Source organism: Pseudomonas sp. Marseille-Q0931 (assembly GCF_940789645.1).
GTDB lineage: Bacteria > Pseudomonadota > Gammaproteobacteria > Pseudomonadales > Pseudomonadaceae > Aquipseudomonas.
The window spans coordinates 1303422-1323760 of the sequence record NZ_CALNWT010000001.1 but is presented as its reverse complement, the minus strand read 5'-3'; the positions used below and the strand labels follow the sequence as shown (position 1 = coordinate 1323760).

Sequence of the window (20339 nt, the reverse complement as noted above, 5' to 3'; positions counted from 1 at the left end):
CCCGAACTCAGTAGTGAAACGACGCATCGCCGATGGTAGTGTGGTGCTTCACCATGTGAGAGTAGGTCATCGTCAAGCTCCTATACGAAACCCCAGATCGCTAAAGCGGTCTGGGGTTTCTTCTTTGGGGCGCAGAAAACTGCACGGCAGAACGCGTTCCTGTAATCGCGTGGGAGCGCTGCGTGCAACGCCAATAATGCGGTCACTGCGGTGCGCAGGGTATCGGCACCTACGTAAGCTTCGCGAGCAGAGCTCGCTCCTACGTAGCGGTAGGACGGCTGGGATGAATAAAAAGGCCACCTTGAAGGTGGCCTTGATGTTTGTAAGCTTTGCTCAATCGCCGCGGTATTCGCAGCCGCTGGTGCAGGTTTCGTGGATGCGCACGCGTGACAGCTCCGGCAGCAATGGTTTGACCTGCTGCCAGATCCACTTGGCCAGCACTTCGCTGGTGGGGTTTTCCAGGCCGGGGATGTCGTTCAGGTAATTGTGGTCGAGCTGCTCGTAGATCGGCTTGAAGATCGCCTTGATCTCGGAGAAGTCGCGAATCCAGCCGGTATAGGGGTCGACTTCACCTTCGATATAGATGGCGACTCGGAAGGAGTGGCCATGCAGGCGGCCGCATTTATGGCCTGGCGGTACGTGTGGCAGGCGGTGAGCCGCCTCGAAGATGAACTCTTTGAACAATTCCACTGAACAACGCTCGCGTAGAAGATAGCGCCTGGCTGGCGAGAGGTGCGCAGTTTATCAGGTCTGATCCAATAGCCGCCTTATCACCCGCTCTACGAGTGCATCAAAGTGACTGCAAGCGTTCGCCCAGGCGGCCGCTTTCGACCAGTTCGAGAAATTCGTCGCCGAGTCGGGCGCTTTCGGCCATTGCCTGACGCCAATAACGCTCGCGTCCATCGTCATTGCCCAGGTAGCGCTTGAAGTCAGTACGATCCGGCAGTTTTCCATGTGGCAGGCGCGCCAGGTACTCCCGTGAAGGAGCAACCAGCAGTGCATTCTGCAGGCGCGTACGGTCGCCGCGGCGCCAGGGCATGCTCTTGTCGAACCAGCCCGGTATCACGCGATCAGTGAAGTGCGGGTAGAGGACTATATCGTTGCCGTCGTAGGGCAGGTCGAGGTGGTAGTCGAGCAGGCCGCCATCGCGATAAGCGCCTGGCTCCAGCCCCGGTATTTCGCGAATCGCTTCCATCACCATGGGAATCGAGCCTGATGCCAGCAGAGCGTGACGCAGGTTCTCCGCGGTCAACGCGTGGAAGTGCGAACGGAAGTCGCTGAGCTGCGCCAAAGGTGGAGTCTGCCGCGCATCATGCAGGATCACCCGATCGAAATGTCGACCCAGGCGTTGGCGGGCTAGCAAGTTGTTGCCTATCACCGATGACAGGCCGAGGCTCAGTTTGCCGCGATGATCGTGCTGTAGCAGGCCATGGCTTTTGACCACGACGATATGCAGGCGATAGTGCGGGTTGGCGATGATGGCTGCGTCCTGGCCTGCGAGCAGCTCGTTGAGCATCTGCCGACAACTGCCCGATACGTCTGCCATGCTCACGCCTTTGGCGAAGCGCTGAGAGGTATATAGCTCGCCGAGCCGTCGAATGCCCGCGGCCGGATCGGGCAGACAGGCGCTGGCGAAGCGCCAGGAACCAATCGAGGCACCGATCAGGGCGCGCTCGCGTGGCGCCCGGGGCAGCCAGTCAGCGAACAGTGCGAGATCCAGTCCCTGAATACCGATTCCCTTGGGACCGCCTGCCGCGCCAGGCAGGATGCCAACGTCTGCCGGGCTCAGGCCATCCTGGCGAATTCTTGCCATGGCTCTGGGGCCGGCCTTGAGTGTCAGGGCAGGGGATTTGATATGGATCGCGCTCATCGAAGCCTCCTTTCGAACAGGCGATTATAGAGCGCTGATTGAGCAGGCCAAGCCACTTCACGCGGTGAATGACGCAAGTGAATTCAGCTTGAATTAAGTGCCTGGGCCTAGAGTGGGAGTCACTGATTCACTGCTGGAGAACCCCATGAAACGATTGCTCAGCCTCGCGGCACTTGCCACCCTTGTCAGCGCCGCTACCATTGCCCAGGCGCGTGATCTCGGCCCGGACGAAGCTATGCGTCTACGCGATGCCGGTACCATCAAGTCCTTCGAACAGCTCAATGAAGCCGCCGTGGCTCAGCACCCAGGCGCGCGCATCGAGGAAACCGAGCTGGAAGATGAATATGGCCGCTATGTCTATCAAATGGAACTGCGCGACGCTCAAGGCGTGAAATGGGACCTGGAGCTGGACGCCAGCACCGGGGAAATTCTCAAGAACCACCAGGACGATTGATGAAGTTTCAACGTACCACCGCGCTGCTGCTGGTGCTGGCCTGTGGTTTTGCCAGCGTCCCAGGCATTGCGCGTGATCTCGACCAGGACGAGGCCCTGCGCTTGCGTCGCGAGGGCATCATCATGCCGTTCGAGCTATTGATGCAGTACATCGGTAAGGCTTATCCCGGCTCCACGCTGCTCGAGGCGGAGTTGGAGGAGGAAGACGGCGTGCTGGTCTATGAAGTCGAGATTCTGACCACCTTGGGCGTGGTGCGTGAGCTGGAACTGGATGCCCGCAACGGCAATATTCTGAAGGATGAGGAAGACGACTGATGCGCCTGTTGCTGGTGGAAGATCATGTACCTCTTGCCGACGAACTGACCGCCAGCCTGACTCGCCAGGGTTACGCCGTGGATTGGCTGGCCGATGGGCGTGACGCAGCCTATCAGGGCGCGAGCGAGCCTTATGACCTGATCATTCTCGACCTCGGTCTACCGGGCAAGCCAGGGCTGGAGGTGCTGCAGGAATGGCGCGCCGGAGGCTTGGCGACCCCGGTGCTGGTACTCACCGCCCGTGGTTCCTGGGCCGAGCGCATTGAGGGGCTGAAAGCCGGTGCCGACGACTACCTGACCAAACCCTTTCATCCCGAGGAGCTGGCCCTGCGCATCCAGGCGTTGCTGCGTCGTGCCCATGGCCTGGCCAACCAGCCGCAGCTGGAAGCCGCCGGTCTGCAACTGGACGAAAGCCGCCAGTGCGTGACTTCGGGCGGCGAGGCCGTCGACCTGACCGCTGCCGAGTTTCGCCTTCTGCGCTATTTCATGCTGCATCCCGGCCAAATCCTCTCCAAAAGTCATCTTGCCGACCACCTGTATGACGGAGAGACCGAGCGCGACTCCAATGTCATCGAAGTGCACGTCAACCGCCTGCGCGGCAAGCTTGGGCGCAATGTGATCGAGACGCGACGAGGGCAGGGCTACCGCTTTACCGGAGAGCAGGGTTGAGGTCCATTCAGCGTCGGCTCGGTATTGGCCTGGCCGCGACGCTGTTGCTGGTTGGATTGGTTCTGGCGCAGGCCAGCCTCTGGGTGTTCGACCGCGGCCTGCGTGCCTACCTGGAAGAAGATCTGCGCGATGAAGCACAGGGACTGTTGGCGGCGCTGGTGCGCGGGCCTTCAGGTCTGCAACTGGATGAGCGACGCCTCGATCCCTCGTTCCAGCGACAATTCTCCGGGCATTACTTTCGTATCGATTTTTCCGACCGCAGCTGGCGTTCACGCTCGCTGTGGGATCGTGAGTTGCTCAAACCCAATGGCGCCGGCATGCAGGCCGAGCTGGGCGACGGCCCGCAAGGTCAGTTGCTGTTGATTTACCGCGCCGATTACCGCCGCTATGGCGAAAATCTGTCGATCAGCGTGGCACAGGACTACCAACCGATTCTGCAGAGCTTTCGCCGTATGCAGTGGGTTGGTCTCGGCCTAGGGGGGGCCGCATTGCTGCTGATCCTGGTGGCGCAGCGTTATACGGTGCACCGCGCGTTGCGCCCGCTGGAGCAGGTGCGTCAGCAAATCGTGCAATTGCAGCAGGGCAGGCGTACCGAGCTGGATGCCGAAGTGCCCGAGGAGCTGGAATCGCTGGTGGCGCAGATTAACCACCTGTTGGCGCATACCGAGGACACGCTCAAACGCTCGCGTAATGCGCTGGGCAACCTCGGCCATGCGCTGAAGACACCTTTGGCGGTGCTGATCAGCCTGGCCGGTCGTGAGGAGATGGCCGCCCATCCGGCGTTGCGCGCAAGCATGCGCGAGCAACTGGAGCAGATCGAGCAACGTCTGAGCCGCGAACTGGGGCGTGCGCGTCTGGCCGGCGAGGTGCTGCCGGGGGCGCGTTTCGATTGCGCGCAGGAGTTGCCGGGACTGTTCGCCACCTTGTCGATGATTCATGACCGTGGCCTGAGTCTGGATTGGCAGGCGCCGGCGGATCTGGTTCTGCCGCGTGACCGTGAGGACTTGCTGGAGCTGCTCGGCAACCTGCTGGACAACGCCTGCAAATGGGCCGATCAGCGCGTGCAACTGACAGTAGAGGAGAGCGCCGACGGCTATCGCCTATACGTCGATGACGACGGCCCCGGCATCGATGCCGAACGCCGTGAGGCCGTGCTTGGCCGCGGTACCCGCCTGGACGAGCAGGTGGCGGGGCATGGCCTGGGCCTGGGTATCGTGCGCGATATCATCGAGGCCTGGAACGGCCGTATCGAACTGCAGGACAGCCCCTTGGGTGGGCTGCGGGTGATGGTCAGCTTGCCCCGGCGTTGAGCTGAGGCCGGGTTCATGGCCTTGCGCCGGGCGAGGCATCGCTGGTGGGTTACGCGGCGCGATAAGTTCGCCGGCGTCTGCAAACGCAGTGTTCAGCGCCGCTAACCCACCCTAAGGGACGTGCAAGACGATCCCTTACATGCCGTTGGTGAAGGCCGGATTGTCGAAGCTGATGGCCGCGCGCACCGGCTGCAAGGCATGGCCGTAACGCACCAGTACGTCGAGCGCATAGTCGATGCGCGCGCGGATTCGCTCATCGGCGTCATCGACCGGTTGCGGACCGTTCAGAACTTTCTCGACCTGGCGCACGATCAGGTGCTCCGGCAGGTAGCAAAGGCGGCAGTTCTTGTAGCTGGAGGCGCGCAGTTCACCGATGGGATAGGCGCCGCCAATGCCGGAGGAAACGCCAACCAGCAGGCCGGGTTTATGCGCAAGCTCGGCCTTGCTGGCGTACATGAAGAAGTTCTTGATCGCCGGGCAAGCCATGCCGTTCCACTCCGGGGCGATGATCACTATCGCATCGGCGGCAGCCAGTTGCTGCTGATACATGCCCCAGGGGCCGGCATCTTCCGCCGGCCAGAGCGGCAGAGGGGCCAGGCCCAGATCGATGATGCTGCTGGTGTCCTGAGTGGTTTGGCCCGTCTCGATCAGGCGCTGACGCAGTACGCGAGCGACCTTTCCTGATTGGCTGTTGTTCCGGCTGGAGCCGGCGACCAAGGCGATATTGAGCATGCTGCTTCCCCAAAAAAAGAACGCAGGCTAGGCGATTGCCTGCCTGCGCTGCAAGGGAAGCGCCGCCAGATCAGGGATGATTTGGCGTCAAACGCGGAACTGGTCCATCAGGCCCTGCTGATGATTTGCCAGCCGGTTAAGGTTCTGACTCACCTGTGCCGATTCATCTGCTTGCGCCGTGATGGCCTCGGTGACGTCGCGGATCGATGCAACGTTGCGGTTGATCTCCTCGGCCACCGAGCTCTGCTCCTCCGCGGCGCTGGCGATCTGCAGGTTCATGTCGGTAATGGTGCTGACCGCCTGGCTGATGCGCTGCAGCGCGGCTACGGCCTGCTGCACCTGCTCGACGCTGCCCTGGGCCTGACGATGACTGCTGTGCATGGTGCTGACCACTTCGCGGGTGCCGCTCTGCAGGCCTTCGATCACTTGGCGAATTTCCCCGACCGAATCCTGGGTGCGTTTGGCCAGGTTGCGCACTTCGTCGGCGACCACGGCAAAACCGCGCCCGGCTTCACCGGCGCGTGCGGCTTCGATGGCGGCGTTGAGGGCGAGAAGGTTGGTCTGCTCGGCAATCGAGCGAATCACCTCGAGCACCGAACCGATCTGCTCACTGCTGCTGGCCAGGCCTTCGACTTCCTGCATGGCCACGTTCATTTCATTGGCCAGCAGGTCGATGGTGCTGGTGGTGCGGTCGATCACCTGCAGGCCTTCGCGGCTGGCCTGGTCGGCGTTGCGCGCCGCTTCTGCGGCCTGTGCGGCGTTGTGCGCGACATCCTGCGCAGTGGCGCTCATCTCCTGGAAGGCGGTCGCCACCTGGTCGACTTCGCGGTACTGCTGCTGCATGCCGGCGCTGGTCTGGCTGGCGATGGCCGCTGACTTGTCGGCGGTACCGCGGGCATCGAGCACGCTGCGCTTCACGTCGGCGATGATCGGCTGCAGTTTGTCGAGGAAGCGGTTGAACCAGCCGGCCAGTTCGCCCAGTTCATCCTGCCTGGCGTACTGCAGGCGGCGGGTCAGGTCGCCTTCGCCGCTGGCGATATCCTTGAGCATGGCGGCTACGCCGAGAATCGGCCGTGTCACGCCGCGCGCCGTCAGCCACATCAGTACAAGCCCGGCCAGCCCGGCGCCAAGGCCTATCAGCAGCGCTGCGAGGCTGTCGCTGGCGCGGTTCGCATCCAGTTGAGCGCCCAGTTTGGTCGCGCGCTCGAGCAGGACGCTCTGAGGAACTTCAAGCAGAACTGTCCAGGGTCTGGACTCGGGAATCGGCTTGAAAGGGCTCAGTTCGCGGAGCATATCGCCATGCTTCAATTCGGCAGCGCTGCCGCTTTGAATCAGGCCGCGCAGTTCGTTGGCCTGATCCGGGAACGCGCGATCAACGGGCTGACTGAGCAGGCCCGCGTCACGGCTGTGCCCGGCAAGCAGCGCGCCGGGGCTGAAGATGCTGACGTGGCCTAGCCCGCTATACAGGTCACTGTTGGCCTCCTGGCTGATTTGCTGCAGGCTGGCCAGGCTGATATCCACGCCCATCACGCCGATGATTTTGCCTTCGAGCTCCAGCGGGAAAGCGATGCTGGTCATCAACGTCCTTTGTCCGTCGACGTCGTCGTAATACGGTTCCAGTACGCAGGGCTGGCGCGTTTCGCGCGGGCAGGTATACCAGGCGTTGTAGGCAATGCCGTTGTCACCGGGCGTGGTGTCGCCGAGCAACTCTTCGTTCATCGCCTCGGCTTCCAGCTGGCCGACGGTGGGCTGCGCCCAGTACAGGGCGAAGCGTCCGCGTTCATTGCTGCCGAGATCGGCTTGGTCGGCGAACAGCTCATCCTTACCATCCAGGGCGTTGGGCTCGAATACCAGATACAGGCCGAGCAGGTCCGGATTGGCTTCCAGGCTGCTGCGTACCTGGCGAGTCAGGTCCTCGCGCAGGTCGAACGCGTCAAGGAAGCGTTTCTCAGCCTGTTCGCGCAGGAACAGAATCTGCCGGGAAAATCCCTTGCCGTACTGATAGGCGTCCATGAAGTAGCGCTGAATGCGGATGGCCTGTAATTCGCTGCGCGCCTTCAGGCGCAGCTTGGCGCTTTCCTCGAGCATGCTGGAGCTGGCCTCGCGCACCAGGCCGGCGCTGCGGCTGGACTGATACTGCGAGGCACCCACCAGCAAGGTGACGATGGCGAGTAGGCATAGGCCGGCGAGCAGGGTGATCTTCCATTGGATCGAAAGACGACTGAACAGCATGGTGCGTTCCTTTCTACATGGACCAGTACGGTTATCGGTATGCGTCGGGCATTCTTGATCGATTGGTGTGCGCTCGGGATTGTGCACGCTTCGCTTTGAATTCTGAACGATCGTCGATTTTGACAGGATAGTCCGCATGCGGCACAGTACGCGGCTTTTTGCGTTGTGCAGGTGGAGTGTTTATGAACGCTGTAATCGCCGCGGTCGGCATCATGCTGGCCCTCAGTCTCTGTCGCGTACACGTGGTCGTGGCACTGATCATCGGCGCACTGGCCGGCGGCCTGCTCGGCGGGCTGGGTATCGAAGGCACGCTGAAGGCGTTCAACCAGGGGCTGGGTGGCGGGGCTACGGTTGCGCTGTCCTACGCACTGCTCGGTGCTTTCGCTGTTGCCATCGCCAAATCCGGCCTGGCGCATGCGCTAGCGGATCGCGCGCTGGCGCTGGTCGACAAGCAGCAGGACGGTAGGGGCGGGGCGTTGAAATGGCTGCTGATCGCGTTGCTGCTGGCGGTCGCGATCTCCTCGCAGAACCTGCTGCCGATCCACATCGCCTTCATTCCGTTGCTGGTACCGCCGTTGCTCTACGTGTTGAGCAAGTTGCAGCTCGACCGTCGTCTGATCGCCTGTGTGCTGACCTTCGGCCTGATCACGCCGTACATGTTTCTGCCGGTTGGCTTTGGCGGCATCTTCCTCAACGAGATCCTATTGGCCAACGTGGCCAAGTCCGGTGTCGATGTCACCGGTATCAGCATCACTCAGGCTATGGCCATTCCGGCGCTGGGCATGCTCTTCGGCCTGCTCGTGGCGGTGCTGTTCAGTTATCGCGGCAAGCGCGTGTATGACCTGGAAAAGGTCGCACAGAGCGAGCGCGTGGATGCCCAGTACAATCCGCTGAGCCTGCTGGTTGCGGGGCTGGCCATCGCCGCGGCTTTCGTCGTGCAGCTGTGGCTGGACTCGATGATCATCGGCGCGCTGGTCGGCTTCGTGATCTTCTCGGTATCCGGCGTGGTGCGCTGGAAAGAGGCGGACGGCCTGTTCACCGAAGGCATGAAGATGATGGCCATGATCGGCTTCATCATGATCGCCGCGGCCGGCTTCGCCGAGGTGATGAAGACCACCGGCGAGGTGCAGACACTGGTCGACAGCTCGGCAGCCTTGATCGGCCACAACAAGGCGGTCGGCGCACTGCTGATGCTGCTGGTCGGGTTGCTGGTGACCATGGGCATCGGCTCTTCCTTTTCCACCATCCCGATCATTGCGGCGATCTTCGTGCCGCTTGGTGTGCAGCTGGGTTTCAGCCCGCTGGCCATCGTCTCCATCGTCGGGACTGCCGGCGCGCTGGGCGATGCCGGCTCACCGGCATCGGACTCCACCCTCGGGCCAACCTCGGGGCTCAACGCCGATGGCCAGCACAACCACATCTGGGACAGCGTGGTGCCGACCTTCCTGCACTACAACCTGCCGCTGCTGGCGTTCGGCTGGGCGGCCGCTATGCTCCTGTAAAGGCGTGAATGCGCCGGATTAAGTTCTCGGCGCCTTGGGTCGCTTAATTCTTCCACGGGGCTGCCGATATACCGGTAGCCCCGTTTTTTGTTCCGCATAAAAGGACAACAAGAATGCGCCTCACATTGAAAACCAAGGTGATACTGCTTGCGCTGGTTCCCGTCATCCTCTTTGCGCTGGTGCTCAGTGGCACGGCGGCCAAGGTATTGCAGAGCCTGGCGGCCGACGAGGTGGCAGAGACGCGCGAGCGTCTGCTGCAGGAAAAGCGCAGCGAGCTCGAGCACTACATGCAGATCGCCCTTGGCTCGGTGAAGGGGCTTTACGATGGGGCAGCACAAGGCGACATGGCCAGTCGCGAACAGGCCATCGCCATCCTCTCCAAGATCAAATATGGCGCCGATGGCTATTTCTTCGGCCACGACTCCAACGTGGTGCGCCTGTTCCGCGGCGATAGCCCCGTGGACGTCGGCAAGAGCCTGGCCGACCGCCGCGACCCGAACGGGGTGTATATCAACCGTGAACTGGTCAACGTGGCGAAGAACAACAGCTACTTCGTCAACTATTCCTCGCCGCTGCCGGGCAACGAGTCGGTGATGGTGCCCAAGCTCGCCTACAGCTACTACCTGCCAAAATGGGACATGGCCGTCGGTACGGCGCTCAACCTCGACGGCGTCGAAGCGGGGATCAGGGAGGTCGAAGACGATATCGATGAGCGCATCGGCACCATCATCACCAGCATCGTGGTGGTGGCGGCGATTCTGCTGGTGGTGTTCGGTGTGATTGGCGTATGGCTGGGCAATGCGTTCCTGCGGCCGCTGCAGCAGATCAAGGCCAATCTCGACGATATCGCCGCTGGCGAGGGTGACCTGACCCGGCGCTTGCCGGTTACCAATCAGGACGAACTGGGCGAGTTGGCCGGCTCCTTCAACCGCTTTGTCGAGAAGATCCATGACTTGGTGCGGCAGATCGTGGAGATGACCGGGCAACTTACCGGCCTGGTGAGTCAGGTGGCGGAGCAGGCGCAGCGTTCGGAGCAGGCGATGGGGCAGCAGCGCCACGAAACCGATCAGGTGGCTACGGCGATCAACGAGATGTCGGCTGCCGCTCACGAAGTGGCCAAGAGCGCGCAGAACGCCGCCGAGGCTGCGCAGCAGACTGACCGCGAAGGTCAGGCGGCCAAAAGCGTGGTCGACGGCAGCATCCAGCGCATTCACTCACTGGTCGAGGACATCCGAAGCAGTGGCGTGTCGCTCGACAGCCTGCAGCAGGATGTGCAGTCGATCGTCAGCGTGCTTGACGTGATCCGTTCCATCGCCGAGCAGACCAACCTGCTGGCGCTCAACGCCGCCATCGAAGCGGCGCGTGCCGGCGAGGCCGGGCGTGGTTTCGCCGTGGTCGCCGATGAGGTGCGGGCGCTGGCTAGCCGTACCCAGCAGAGCACCCAGGAAATTCAGGGCATGATCGACCGCCTGCAGCAGGGCACGCTTGAGTCGGTGACTTCAATGCGCCGTTCCAGCGATGCCGGCGAGCTGACCAGCGAACAGGCCAACAAGGCCGGCGAGTCGCTCGACGCCATCGCCCAGTTGATCGCCACCATCAACGCCATGAACGCGCAGATTGCCAGTGCCGCCGAGGAGCAGACGGCGGTGGCCGAGGAGATCAATCGCAGCGTGCATCAGATCGCGGTGGCCGTGGACAGCGTCGCCGATGAAACCGAGCGTGGTGCGCAGACGGCACGCAGTCTGGCTGGCCTGGGCGACCGCCTCGGGGCACTGGTGCGTCAGTTCCGCATCTGAGTCGGAGCGCGCCTGTTGCCAGGCTGTTTGCAGAAACAACAAAGCCCGCAAAAGCGGGCTTTGTCATTCTGCAGCAGACCTCAGACGATGATGCCCTGGCTGCGCAGATAATCATCGTAGGTGCCACTGAAATCGGTCACGCCGTTGTCCGACAGCTCGATGATGCGCGTGGCCAGGGAGCTGACGAACTCGCGGTCGTGGCTGACGAAGATCAGCGTGCCCGGGTAGTTCTCCAGCGCTAGGTTGAGCGCCTCGATCGACTCCATGTCCAGGTGGTTGGTCGGTTCGTCCATCACCAGCACGTTGGGCTTCTGGCAGGCCAGCTTGCCGAACAGCATGCGGCCCTGTTCACCACCGGAGAGCACCTTGACCGACTTCTGAATCTCGTCGGAGGAGAACAGCATGCGGCCCAGGGCGGCGCGGATGTTCTGCTCACCGCTGGTCCACTGGCCCATCCACTCGAACAGGGTTTCGTCGGCCTCGAAATCGTGGGCGTGATCCTGGGCGTAGTAGCCCACCTCGGCGCTGTCGGTCCACTTCACGCTGCCGGCGTCCGGGGTCATTTCACCGACCAGGGTGCGCAGCAGGGTGGTCTTGCCGATGCCGTTGGGGCCGATGATGGCCACGCGCTCGCCTGCTTCGACCTGGAAACCGAAGTTCTTGAACAGCACCTTGTCATCGAAGGCCTTGGACAGCTTCTCGATGGTCACCGCCTGGCGATGCAGCTTCTTGTTCTGGTCGAAGCGGATGAACGGGCTGACGCGGCTCGACGGCTTGACCTCGGCGAGCTGGATCTTGTCGATCTGCTTGGCTCGGCTGGTGGCCTGCTTGGCCTTGGAGGCGTTGGCCGAGAAGCGGCTGACGAAGGTCTGCAGTTCGGCGATCTGCGCCTTCTTCTTGGCGTTGTCGGCCAGCAGCTGCTCGCGAGCCTGAGTCGAGGCCGTCATGTACTCGTCGTAGTTGCCCGGGAACAGGCGCAGCTCGCCGTAATCCAAGTCAGCCATGTGGGTGCAGACCGCGTTGAGGAAGTGACGGTCGTGGGAAATGATGATCATGGTGCTGTTACGCGCCGTGAGGATCGCTTCCAGCCAGCGGATGGTGTTGATGTCCAGGTGGTTGGTCGGCTCGTCGAGCAGCAGCACGTCCGGGTCGGCGAACAGCGCCTGGGCCAGCAGCACGCGCAGCTTCCAGCCGGGCGCGACTTCGCTCATCGGACCGAAATGCTGTTCCAGCGGAATGCCCAGGCCAAGCAGCAGCTCGCCGGCACGGGACTCGGCGGTGTAGCCGTCCATCTCGGCGAACTCGCCTTCGAGCTCGCCGACCTTCATGCCGTCTTCTTCGCTCATTTCCGGCAGCGAGTAGATGCGGTCGCGCTCGGCCTTGACCTTCCACAGCTCCGCATGGCCCATAATCACGGTGTCGATCACATTGAATTCTTCGTAGGCGAACTGATCCTGGCGCAGCTTGCCCAGGCGTACGTTCGGCTCGAGCATCACCTGGCCGGCCGACGGCTCCAGATCACCGCCGAGGATCTTCATGAAGGTCGACTTGCCGCAGCCGTTGGCGCCGATCAGGCCGTAGCGGTTGCCGTTGTTGAACTTGACGGAAACGTTCTCGAACAGCGGCTTGGCGCCAAACTGCATGGTGATGTTAGCGGTGGAAATCAAAGGGCTCTATCTCGCGTGTTTCAGAGTGGTGCGTTTATGCTTGGGGCACTTTTGGGGCAAATGTGAGTTTTTCCATTTCCGCCCAGTCGCTGGCGCCATCCAGCCAGCGCGCATATCGAGCCAGCAAAATCTGAATCGAATGGCCGAGCTGCTTGGCGATGAATGCGGGCTTCATGCCTGCTATCAAGCACATGGTCGCGTAAGTGTGGCGCGCATTGTACGGGGGTCAGTAACGAATACCCAGCGCCTTTAAGGTTGGACGCCACTGATGGTGCAGGTCACTCGTCTGTTGGATGAACGCACTGCCCTTGCTAGGGGGGAAGCAGAAGGGAAACTCTTTGACGCGCCCCTGCTTGCTGCTGGCTCGCCGTTCGCAGTAGGTCTTGGCGACCTCCAGCGCGTGAAGGGCTCGCTCATTCAGCAGCACGTAGCGGTTTTTCTTGGTTTTGGTACGCTCGGCGATCTGCTTTTTCACGACGGTTCGACAGACGTGAACCATGCGCTTCTCGAAATTGATTTCGTCCCAGCGTAGGGCAGCAATTTCGCCTGGGCGCATGCCTGAGTAGAAGGCGAACTCGAAGAAAGCAGCGTATATCTGGCTTGGCCAGTGCTCGGTAGCGTAGAGCTGAGCGATGATCCAGTCTGCCTCTTCCTGGCTGAAAGGGTCGACTTTGGCATCTTTTCGCTCGGGGATGTCCAGATCCGCCATGGGGTTCACCGCGATCAGCTTGTCGCTGACCGCCGACTCAAGAATGGTGCTCAGCTTCGACATTGCGTTGGCTTTCACGCCGTCGGATGTCCAGGGAATACGCACCACCAGCTCGCGTATGAACGCGGTTGTCAGATGTGAGAGAGGAGTTGCTGCAAGATGTGGCATCCACCACACGTTCAGCACCGACTTGTAGTTGTCGCGTGTGCCTTCGGTGATCGAGCGGCTATCCAGCCAGACTTGCTCGTACTGGCCGAAACCCTGAGCTATGCCCGGTGCGGCATTGGAGGAGAGGGGGAATAGCTCGGAGTACTTCTGCTCATTGAAGACCCCGAGCTTGATCATCTGTACTACCTGATCACGTAAACGTGAGGCTGCCGCGATGCCCGCTTGCGTTGTGTGGTAGGTAAGGGATTCGGAGCAGCGTTTACCACTCATTGGAAGCGGATGCGGAGGGTGTCGCCCCCGTAATTCAAGGCCTCGGGGAAGGTCAAAGGCTTTCTTGCCAATCGTCGTATCTCCTGACCCTGTACCAAATACGGCTGCCTATTTTTCGCCAGACACCTTCTGGGATTTGACCGCGCGCGGCGGGCCTCTAACGCTTTTGGTGTTGTGCCGAGGCGAACGAAGTAGTCGGTGTCGAGTCCGTATTCGTTGGGCATGGAGATACCTCGCCAGGTGGCGTTACAGAGGGTTTGTGGGGTAGTGTCGGATTGCTGGCATGGGGCCGGGTACAGGGAGTGACGTATGGAAGACGTAGAAATCAGGATTGCAGTGTTAGAGCATTTGGTTAAAGCGATGCTCAAAGACAGCACCCTCAATGGCACCTTCATTCATCAGATCAAAGGCTCGGTTAGGGCCTCTTTGCTTGGGAGCGATGGGCTCGGAGGCCCGGAGCAGAAGTCAAAGGCGTGCGAGTATCTGGATCGATTGATCTGAAACTAACGGCATGGATCACGCCGCCGGCACATCCATCAGCATGTAAATCTGCGCCGCTACAACCTTCAGGCGGCTGGGAGGTTCCTCCATGGTGTTATTCAGTGATCTCCAAGTAGAGCTGGAGACGATCATCGGGAGAGGTGAAAAGCTGGATAGCGGAAACGGAGTTCGCTATCGGGCTCGCGGGAAAGGTCTGCTCACGGCATATTCACGGGATATAGCCGATGGAAATCTCGCCGAGTTAGCATTCGAAGCCAGCGGTTTGTCGGCGGCTACGGGGCTGAATCTAGAGACTCTACAGCAGCAGATAGATCAGCTACGCCAACAAACTGGGCGGCCGGTTAAAACAAACAATATTCATAAGTGGCCGCGTGTTGGGCTTGCCAATAGTCATCATGTGTCCTTGGTATTGGTCGCGTTGAGTGCTTGGTTTTCCGATAAATAATCACGCCACCCCAGTCTGCTGTTCATCCTCGAGCAGATCGAACAGGCCGGGTACGCGTATTTGCTGTTCGGCATCAATACCCATGCTGTTTAAAAGCGAGATGAACAGATAGTGAATGAGGCTGATTCGAAGCAGCTCGATTGGTTTGAAAAAATGCTTGGTGCATGCGAAGGGCGGGTAAAGTACGCTGGCCTCAGTGCCATTGCGCATATTCGAAAGGCTTGGGAGTTAAAAGACTCTGATATGCACATGGCTGTATTTCGATCTATATGCGCCGAAGAAGAGGCCGCAACATCACTCATTGCCTCCCTTCAGGCACAAGGCTATCCAAAAAGCGAGAATCTTCACTTCTATAATCATGCAAGTAAAGCGGGTGTAATAGTCTTCATTAAAGGCGTCCTAGATTGGGTTGGTGACAACTTTAAGCGCGAGGGCTTTCCATTTCATCTGCCCATTATAAAACTCACTAATGATCCTGGGCGCCCTGCTATGGAAATCGTGTTGCCGCTGAAAGCCCAAGATTTTGCGGTGCACCCTAGGCCTCCGCTTCATCTGATCACTCAGGGACAGCAAACTCTGCAAGAGATGATTGGTGACATAGTTCGAGTCAGGCTCAAGAAAAAATATATTCAGGAGGTTCATGGTGTAATTAAACAAAGAGCCAACCTCAGAAACAAGTTGCTTTATGCCAGCGATAACGCAGTTCCCGTAGAGATCAAGTCTTGCGATGCCCAGCTACTTAATCAACTGGGGATAGTTTGTGCGCTTTTGTCTGCAGTCGCGTTAGTCGATCCTTGGCGGAAGCCTAATTATCCGCTGTCAGGAATTGTTGAGTCTGCTGTATTGGAGCTTGTCAGAGTAATGACTTTCAAAAAATAAGCATCAAGCCGCAGGTTCATTCATCAGCATGTCCATCTGCGCCGCCCGGTCTGCTGCTCAGGCTCGAACATATCAAACAGGCCGGGGCTACCACCTACAAAGCCGCATAAATCTACGCATCAACCACCCGTCAACACCATGAAAAATCGCATGGTGATGTTAGTGGTGGAAATCAAAGGGCTTACCTATCAATAACTTGGAGACGCTGGGTTGGGCCGATACCGATTTCGAGCTTGTCTAGCTCGCCCCAATCCGAAGTGGAGTTGATCCAGCGCGCATACGTTGAGAGCAGCCTCTGCACGAAATGGCCAAGCTGCTGAGCAATAAAGGCGGGGTTCAGGCCTGATATCACGCAGATTGTCTCATACGTGTGGCTGCAGTTGTATGGCCTCCTATAGCGGATGCTCGGCTCTGGTACGTCCGCGTCTCTCAGATGCCTGCCAGAACCGTCCCGATCGTCAAAAGATTCAGACCAGTGAGTACCAGGGCGGTGCTCAAGATTATCGCGCACCTCGCTCTGCCTCGCTCGTCGAACAACATGGCGAGACTTTGAAGATAGCGCTGCCGTTGACCACTCCAGAGGGTCAGGGCCGTGGCCAGTGCCAGCATCATTGGTGCCGGATGTACCCCACGTAGCATCAGGCAGGCGATCACCAACAGTGACAGCTGTGTTCGTCGCCATGCCAACTCGGTGCGTTCGGCCTGCAGGCCCGGATCAACCATGGCCGTGCAGCCAGAAAAGGGTCAACAGCAGCAGCGCTACGAGGCAGCCACTGATCGTCAGGGTGGGGACCAATGCCGGAAGGGGGAGGGCGCGGCGATGACGCAGGGCGCGCTCCACGGTCAGCCAGCGCAGGCATGCGCCAACGCTAAGCAGCAAGCTGAGCGACAGTAGGCTGAGGGTGATGCACAGACGCAGCCAGGGCTCGAAGGCATGGCTGGCGAAGGTCTCCACGGCTATGCCGCCGCCGAGCAAAGCCAGCGCGGTACGCGCCCAGGCCAGAAAGGTGCGCTCGTTGGCCAGGGTGAAGCGTGGGTCGGGCTCTTCACCGCCGAGCAGTGTCTGTGCGAGAGGCTTGCGAAAGGAAACTGGAATCATGGAGCACCGGAAGGTGGGATGGTTACCTGGCGGCGGGGGCGGCCGCAGAAGCATGTTCTTTGCGATCTTCATACCCGACGAGATTGGCCCGTCCGTGCCGATTAAACGGTCTGGGAGCTTGGCCCTGATGGTCAGTCGTTCACTTCGTCGATCGCATGGAAGCCGATGCTAGTCAGATAATCTTTTGAGCACCCAATACAAGAGTCCTATGCGCACCATAAAACTATGGAATAGGTCGAAGCCGGCGAGTTTCGTTGGAAGGGCGATGGTATGGGTCGCAGTCGTCACGGCTCACTGACCTATTCCAAAAAGGCATGCCCTGCATCGCACAGTTCTATTAGTTCTTGTTGAAAACGCTTGGATAGCATCGTCCGGGAGTTCTTTCGGGATCACTCCGTCATTGGGACAACAACAATGAGACCAAGCGTAGCTCTACCCCAGCCCCAGTTCGCCTCGCTTCTGCGAGGTCTGCTCAAGGGCCTGCCCTTTTCCCTCCTGGGTGCCTTGCCTCCAGCTTTGGCGGCGAGTCCTGCTGACGGCGATGTGATGCAAGGGTTTCCGCCAGCCGTGGAGATGCGTGTGAACAAAGCCAATGCCTTCCTGCCCCCTTACCTGCGCTGGTCCATGCGTCATGCCCGCGAGGTTTCGCCGACACGCAACATCCCCCGTGCGCAAACGCCGCTGGCCTTGGCGGCCGGTTCCGCCCTGGCGCTCGATGGTCTGCAGTTCGCGGCCGGCGACGAGACGCTCACACTCGATGGCTACCTGCGCGAAACCGTCACCGACGGTCTGATCGTGCTGCACCGCGGCGCGATCGTGTTCGAGCGCTACGACGACGGCTTCGAGGCCCGCCAACCGCACATCTGGGCCTCCATGACCAAGTCGGTGACCGGCCTGCTGGCGGCGCAGTTCCATCGCCGAAGGCCTGCTCGATCCCAATGCCAGACTCGCCCAGTACGTGCCGGAACTAGCGGGTACGCCCTTCGGCGAGGCCACGGTGCAGCAGAACCTCGACATGCAGGTGGCGGTGACCTACCCCGAGCATGTGCCGCCGGACCTCGGGCTGTTCGCCGCGACCGGTCTGATCCCGCGCAAGCCGCAGATGCCGGCCGATATCTATTCCTTCCTGCGCGTGGCCAAGGTGGCCCAAGCGGCCTCGCCACAGCCTCTGTTCTTCTACCAGAACGGCTCTCCGGAAGCTCTGGCCTGGGCATTGCGGCGTATCTCGGGGCAGAACTGGAGTCAATTGGTGGAGGCGCGAATCTGGTCGCGCTTTGCCCAGGACGATGCCTACGTTCAGGTGGATGAGTTGGGCACTGAAATGGCCAGCGGCGGCATCAGTAGCAACCTGCGCGACACCGCACGTTTCGCCGAACTGGTTCGCCGCGAGTTGGCGCGTGACGTGCCGGGCGACAGCTTCAATCAGGGTGTGCGCAGCCTGCTGCAGGCGGGCGACCAGGAGCTGTTCGCCAGCGGCAACCTGGCGCCTGGTCGTCCCGGCTACACCTACCGCAACTACTGGCTGCAGAAGAACGATGGCGACGGTTCGCTGGAGGCCAGCGGGCGTTTCGGCCAGAAGATCTACCTCAACCCCCGGCGCGAGGTGGTGATCGTCAAGCTGTCGGCAACGCCTGATCAGGCACGCCGTGCAACCAGCGCGGACGGACCCGCCAAGGTGGCGTCGCGAGCGATCGACTCGCCTGTCACCTTCAACAACATGGTCAGCGCGGTGCTCGACGCCTTGCCGCACTAACCGACACGTTGCACCCACCCGCAAACGAACCGCGCAGGCCACTGCGCATCGGCGGGCCATTGCCCGCGAAACGGACCCGACAAAAACAACGAGAGGGTTACATGAACCACTTCATCGCGTGTCCCCGACATCGCTCCGCCCCTGCCGCACTGGCCATTGGCATCGCCCTGGCCGGCCAGTCATCGCTGCTACAGGCCGCCACCTGGCAGCTCGACGAAGACTGGAGCCTGACGACCCACAGCACCCTCTCGCTGGGCACCAGTTGGTCGCTGCAAAATGCCGACAAGCACCTGCTCAACAAGGCGGATGCCGCCAGCATCGGCAAGGTGGGCGTGGGCACCAACTACAACGGCGACGACGGCAAGCTCAATTTCGACAAGGGCGACACCATCTCAACGCTGTTCAAGGGCCTGACCGAATTCGACCTTAATGACGGCAGCCAGGGGGCGTTCATTCGCTTCAAATACTGGTATGACCATGCCATGGCCACCGGCAATGGCGACTTTCGGCGTTTCGATGATTCCGGCTGGCAGCGCCTGGCGCGCTTTCAGGGCTTCGAGGTACTCGACGCTTACCTGTGGAAGGACTTCGAGCTTGCCGAGCGTCCGCTCAGTGTAAAGGTCGGCAAGCACGTGCTCAGTTGGGGCGAGGCATTGTTCCTGCAGAATGGGGTCAACGCCATCAACCCTCTGGACGTCTCGGCATTCAACCGCCCCGGCACCGAGCTGAAGGAAGGCTTGCTGCCGGTGGAGATGGTGTCCTTCAACTATGACCTGGCCGACCGCCTGAGTGTCGAGGGCTTCCTGCAGTACAACTTCCGGCCCTCGGTGCTTGAGGGCTGCGGCACCTTTTTCAGCACCAACGATGCGCTGCAGGAGGGCTGCCAGCACGAGAAGCTGATCGCCGGCGGCATCTCGACCACCGATATTTCTGGTATCGAGAACGCCCTCGACGCACCGCCCGGGATGATGCCGGCAGCCGAGCGCTATCTGCGCCGCACCGCCACCGACTGGGCGCGTGATAGCGGCCAGTATGGCCTGGCGGTGCACTACCTGATCGAGTCGCTCGACGATGCCGACCTGGGGCTGTACTACCTCAACTACCACAGCCGCACGCCGCTGCTGTCCGGGGTGATCGCCCGCCAGGCACCCAACGCCGGCGGCAATCCCGGCGCCAACCTCAATACGGGTGACTACTTCACGGTATATCCCGAGGACATCCGCCTGTTCGGCGCCAGTATCAGCGGCGTGCTGGGCAGCACCGCGGTGTTCGGCGAATTGACCTACCGGCCCAACATGCCGCTGAGCGTCAATTCCGCCGATCTGATCAACCTACTTGCCGGGCAGCGCAACAGCTGGATCATGCCCATGACTCCAGCCGAGCTGGCCGCTGCGCGTGGCAGCCGCGTGGACGGCTACGTGCGCAAGGAAGTCTGGCAGTTCAGCCTGGGCGCCGCCGACAGTTTTTCTAACGTGCTCGGCGCGCAGCGCCTGGCCTGGGCGGCGGAACTTGGCGGTAACTGGATCGGCGGTCTCGATCCGCAGGACGAACGCCTCGGCCGCGCGGGCGCGTTCGGCCGTACGCCGACCTCCGATGGCGCCGCCTGCTCGACGCCGTCGGCGCAGAACCCGGCCGGGTTGACCGACGCGGAGCTGGCCGCCGCCACCCACTGCAACACGCACGGCGTAATGACCGCCTTCTCCTGGGGCTATCGGCTGCGCATGGGGCTGAGCTACGAGGGCCTGATCCCTGCCACGGTGGTGACTCCATCGATCAACTGGCGCCATGACGTCGAGGGCTACGGCCCCAATTTTCAGGAAGGCCAGCAGGCCCTCGGTCTGGCCCTGACCTTCGACTACCGCAACGAGTACTCGCTCGAACTGGCCTACAACAGCTTCTTCGGCTCGAACGAGTTTTCCCTCATCGATGACCGCGACTATGCCTCGGTCACTGTCAAAGCGAGCTTCTGA

At 61.0% G+C, this 20339-nt stretch carries 21 protein-coding genes and 2 pseudogenes; 11 read left to right on the top strand and 12 right to left on the bottom strand.

The window, feature by feature from the left end:
- Window positions 1-333 precede the first annotated feature (333 nt).
- Both queD and P3C50_RS06365 read right to left on the bottom strand, forming a co-directional pair.
- Complete coding sequence (queD, locus tag P3C50_RS06370) at window positions 334-690, bottom strand: 6-carboxytetrahydropterin synthase QueD (RefSeq protein ID WP_275545316.1); 357 nt, start codon at window positions 688-690, stop codon at window positions 334-336.
- Window positions 691-790: 100 nt separating this feature from the next.
- Entirely contained in the window at window positions 791-1870 is a 1080-nt protein-coding gene (locus tag P3C50_RS06365; RefSeq protein WP_275545315.1) for a patatin-like phospholipase family protein, read from the bottom strand.
- 145 nt (window positions 1871-2015) lie between these two features.
- Here P3C50_RS06365 and P3C50_RS06360 point away from each other — a divergent pair, with 145 nt between their 5' ends.
- The 4 genes from P3C50_RS06360 to P3C50_RS06345 are packed head-to-tail and all read left to right on the top strand — an operon-like array spanning window position 2016 to window position 4616.
- Window positions 2016-2324, top strand: a complete 309-nt coding sequence (locus P3C50_RS06360; RefSeq protein ID WP_197859070.1) for a PepSY domain-containing protein — start codon at window positions 2016-2018, stop codon at window positions 2322-2324.
- Window positions 2324-2638, top strand: a complete 315-nt coding sequence (locus P3C50_RS06355) for a PepSY domain-containing protein (protein WP_275545314.1) — start codon at window positions 2324-2326, stop codon at window positions 2636-2638. Before P3C50_RS06360 ends, P3C50_RS06355 begins: the two co-directional genes overlap by 1 nt.
- A complete protein-coding gene (locus P3C50_RS06350; protein WP_197859072.1) occupies window positions 2638-3306 on the top strand; it encodes a response regulator transcription factor in 669 nt (222 codons plus the stop codon). The genes P3C50_RS06355 and P3C50_RS06350 overlap by 1 nt, the downstream gene beginning before the upstream one ends.
- Entirely contained in the window at window positions 3303-4616 is a 1314-nt protein-coding gene (locus P3C50_RS06345; protein WP_275545313.1) for an ATP-binding protein, read from the top strand. The genes P3C50_RS06350 and P3C50_RS06345 overlap by 4 nt, the downstream gene beginning before the upstream one ends.
- A gap of 135 nt (window positions 4617-4751) precedes the next feature.
- Here the strand turns inward: P3C50_RS06345 and P3C50_RS06340 are convergent, their stop codons facing one another.
- Both P3C50_RS06340 and P3C50_RS06335 read right to left on the bottom strand, forming a co-directional pair.
- On the bottom strand, window positions 4752-5348 hold the full coding sequence (locus P3C50_RS06340; protein WP_275545312.1) for an NADPH-dependent FMN reductase: 597 nt from the start codon (window positions 5346-5348) through the stop codon (window positions 4752-4754).
- Window positions 5349-5435: 87 nt separating this feature from the next.
- Window positions 5436-7580 carry a methyl-accepting chemotaxis protein gene (locus tag P3C50_RS06335; RefSeq protein ID WP_275545311.1) on the bottom strand — a complete coding sequence of 715 codons (2145 nt, stop codon included), beginning with the start codon at window positions 7578-7580 and terminating at the stop codon, window positions 5436-5438.
- Between the two features lie 182 nt (window positions 7581-7762).
- On the opposite strand from P3C50_RS06335, the gene P3C50_RS06330 reads away from it, so the two are divergent.
- Together P3C50_RS06330 and P3C50_RS06325 are read left to right on the top strand one after the other, a co-directional pair.
- Complete coding sequence (locus P3C50_RS06330) at window positions 7763-9082, top strand: Na+/H+ antiporter family protein (protein ID WP_275545310.1); 1320 nt, start codon at window positions 7763-7765, stop codon at window positions 9080-9082.
- 113 nt (window positions 9083-9195) lie between these two features.
- Entirely contained in the window at window positions 9196-10878 is a 1683-nt protein-coding gene (locus tag P3C50_RS06325) for a methyl-accepting chemotaxis protein (protein WP_275545309.1), read from the top strand.
- 80 nt (window positions 10879-10958) lie between these two features.
- Here the strand turns inward: P3C50_RS06325 and P3C50_RS06320 are convergent, their stop codons facing one another.
- From P3C50_RS06320 to P3C50_RS24170, 4 genes and pseudogenes are all read right to left on the bottom strand, one after another.
- Window positions 10959-12545, bottom strand: coding sequence for an ABC-F family ATPase (locus P3C50_RS06320; RefSeq protein WP_275545308.1), 1587 nt, complete (start codon window positions 12543-12545; stop codon window positions 10959-10961).
- Between the two features lie 34 nt (window positions 12546-12579).
- A complete protein-coding gene (locus P3C50_RS24175) occupies window positions 12580-12720 on the bottom strand; it encodes an integrase (RefSeq protein WP_343252181.1) in 141 nt (46 codons plus the stop codon).
- Between the two features lie 51 nt (window positions 12721-12771).
- Window positions 12772-13599: a tyrosine-type recombinase/integrase gene (locus P3C50_RS06315; RefSeq protein WP_343252183.1), complete on the bottom strand. Its 828-nt coding sequence runs from the start codon at window positions 13597-13599 to the stop codon at window positions 12772-12774.
- A 3-nt stretch (window positions 13600-13602) separates the two neighbouring features.
- Window positions 13603-13692 (bottom strand): annotated as a pseudogene (locus P3C50_RS24170) (hypothetical protein); the annotation flags it as partial.
- 309 nt (window positions 13693-14001) lie between these two features.
- Here P3C50_RS24170 and P3C50_RS06310 point away from each other — a divergent pair.
- The 3 genes from P3C50_RS06310 (at window position 14002) to P3C50_RS06300 (ending at window position 15517) form a co-directional block, all read left to right on the top strand.
- On the top strand, window positions 14002-14193 hold the full coding sequence (locus P3C50_RS06310; RefSeq protein WP_275545307.1) for a hypothetical protein: 192 nt from the start codon (window positions 14002-14004) through the stop codon (window positions 14191-14193).
- A gap of 88 nt (window positions 14194-14281) precedes the next feature.
- Entirely contained in the window at window positions 14282-14638 is a 357-nt protein-coding gene (locus tag P3C50_RS06305; RefSeq protein ID WP_275545306.1) for a hypothetical protein, read from the top strand.
- A 111-nt stretch (window positions 14639-14749) separates the two neighbouring features.
- Window positions 14750-15517, top strand: a complete 768-nt coding sequence (locus P3C50_RS06300; RefSeq protein ID WP_275545305.1) for a hypothetical protein — start codon at window positions 14750-14752, stop codon at window positions 15515-15517.
- 181 nt (window positions 15518-15698) lie between these two features.
- On the opposite strand, the pseudogene P3C50_RS06295 reads toward P3C50_RS06300, so the two are convergent.
- The 4 genes and pseudogenes from P3C50_RS06295 to P3C50_RS06280 form a co-directional block, all read right to left on the bottom strand.
- Window positions 15699-15920 (bottom strand): annotated as a pseudogene (locus P3C50_RS06295) (site-specific integrase); the annotation flags it as partial.
- 26 nt (window positions 15921-15946) lie between these two features.
- Window positions 15947-16240, bottom strand: a complete 294-nt coding sequence (locus P3C50_RS06290; protein ID WP_275545304.1) for a DUF202 domain-containing protein — start codon at window positions 16238-16240, stop codon at window positions 15947-15949.
- Window positions 16233-16616 carry a YidH family protein gene (locus P3C50_RS06285; RefSeq protein WP_197859082.1) on the bottom strand — a complete coding sequence of 128 codons (384 nt, stop codon included), beginning with the start codon at window positions 16614-16616 and terminating at the stop codon, window positions 16233-16235. Before P3C50_RS06285 ends, P3C50_RS06290 begins: the two co-directional genes overlap by 8 nt.
- Window positions 16617-17048: 432 nt before the next feature.
- Window positions 17049-17531, bottom strand: coding sequence for a hypothetical protein (locus tag P3C50_RS06280; protein WP_275545303.1), 483 nt, complete (start codon window positions 17529-17531; stop codon window positions 17049-17051).
- Between the two features lie 43 nt (window positions 17532-17574).
- On the opposite strand from P3C50_RS06280, the gene P3C50_RS06275 reads away from it, so the two are divergent.
- Window positions 17575-18369: a serine hydrolase gene (locus tag P3C50_RS06275; protein ID WP_275545302.1), complete on the top strand. Its 795-nt coding sequence runs from the start codon at window positions 17575-17577 to the stop codon at window positions 18367-18369.
- Between the two features lie 101 nt (window positions 18370-18470).
- Window positions 18471-20339 carry a DUF1302 domain-containing protein gene (locus tag P3C50_RS06270; protein WP_275545301.1) on the top strand — a complete coding sequence of 623 codons (1869 nt, stop codon included), beginning with the start codon at window positions 18471-18473 and terminating at the stop codon, window positions 20337-20339.

Coding starts and splice junctions, on each gene's coding strand:
- P3C50_RS06365 (WP_275545315.1), bottom strand. CDS start 1,870: ATGAGCGCGATCCATATCAAATCCCCTGCCCTGACACTCAAGGCCGGC.
- P3C50_RS06360 (WP_197859070.1), top strand. CDS start 2,016: ATGAAACGATTGCTCAGCCTCGCGGCACTTGCCACCCTTGTCAGCGCC.
- P3C50_RS06355 (WP_275545314.1), top strand. CDS start 2,324: ATGAAGTTTCAACGTACCACCGCGCTGCTGCTGGTGCTGGCCTGTGGT.
- P3C50_RS06350 (WP_197859072.1), top strand. CDS start 2,638: ATGCGCCTGTTGCTGGTGGAAGATCATGTACCTCTTGCCGACGAACTG.
- P3C50_RS06340 (WP_275545312.1), bottom strand. CDS start 5,348: ATGCTCAATATCGCCTTGGTCGCCGGCTCCAGCCGGAACAACAGCCAA.
- P3C50_RS06335 (WP_275545311.1), bottom strand. CDS start 7,580: ATGCTGTTCAGTCGTCTTTCGATCCAATGGAAGATCACCCTGCTCGCC.
- P3C50_RS06330 (WP_275545310.1), top strand. CDS start 7,763: ATGAACGCTGTAATCGCCGCGGTCGGCATCATGCTGGCCCTCAGTCTC.
- P3C50_RS06325 (WP_275545309.1), top strand. CDS start 9,196: ATGCGCCTCACATTGAAAACCAAGGTGATACTGCTTGCGCTGGTTCCC.
- P3C50_RS24175 (WP_343252181.1), bottom strand. CDS start 12,720: ATGAAGCCCGCATTCATCGCCAAGCAGCTCGGCCATTCGATTCAGATT.
- P3C50_RS06315 (WP_343252183.1), bottom strand. CDS start 13,599: ATGATCAAGCTCGGGGTCTTCAATGAGCAGAAGTACTCCGAGCTATTC.
- P3C50_RS06310 (WP_275545307.1), top strand. CDS start 14,002: ATGGAAGACGTAGAAATCAGGATTGCAGTGTTAGAGCATTTGGTTAAA.
- P3C50_RS06305 (WP_275545306.1), top strand. CDS start 14,282: ATGGTGTTATTCAGTGATCTCCAAGTAGAGCTGGAGACGATCATCGGG.
- P3C50_RS06290 (WP_275545304.1), bottom strand. CDS start 16,240: ATGGTTGATCCGGGCCTGCAGGCCGAACGCACCGAGTTGGCATGGCGA.
- P3C50_RS06285 (WP_197859082.1), bottom strand. CDS start 16,616: ATGATTCCAGTTTCCTTTCGCAAGCCTCTCGCACAGACACTGCTCGGC.
- P3C50_RS06280 (WP_275545303.1), bottom strand. CDS start 17,531: ATGGAACTGCGCCGCCAGCAGGCCGGTCACCGACTTGGTCATGGAGGC.
- P3C50_RS06270 (WP_275545301.1), top strand. CDS start 18,471: ATGAACCACTTCATCGCGTGTCCCCGACATCGCTCCGCCCCTGCCGCA.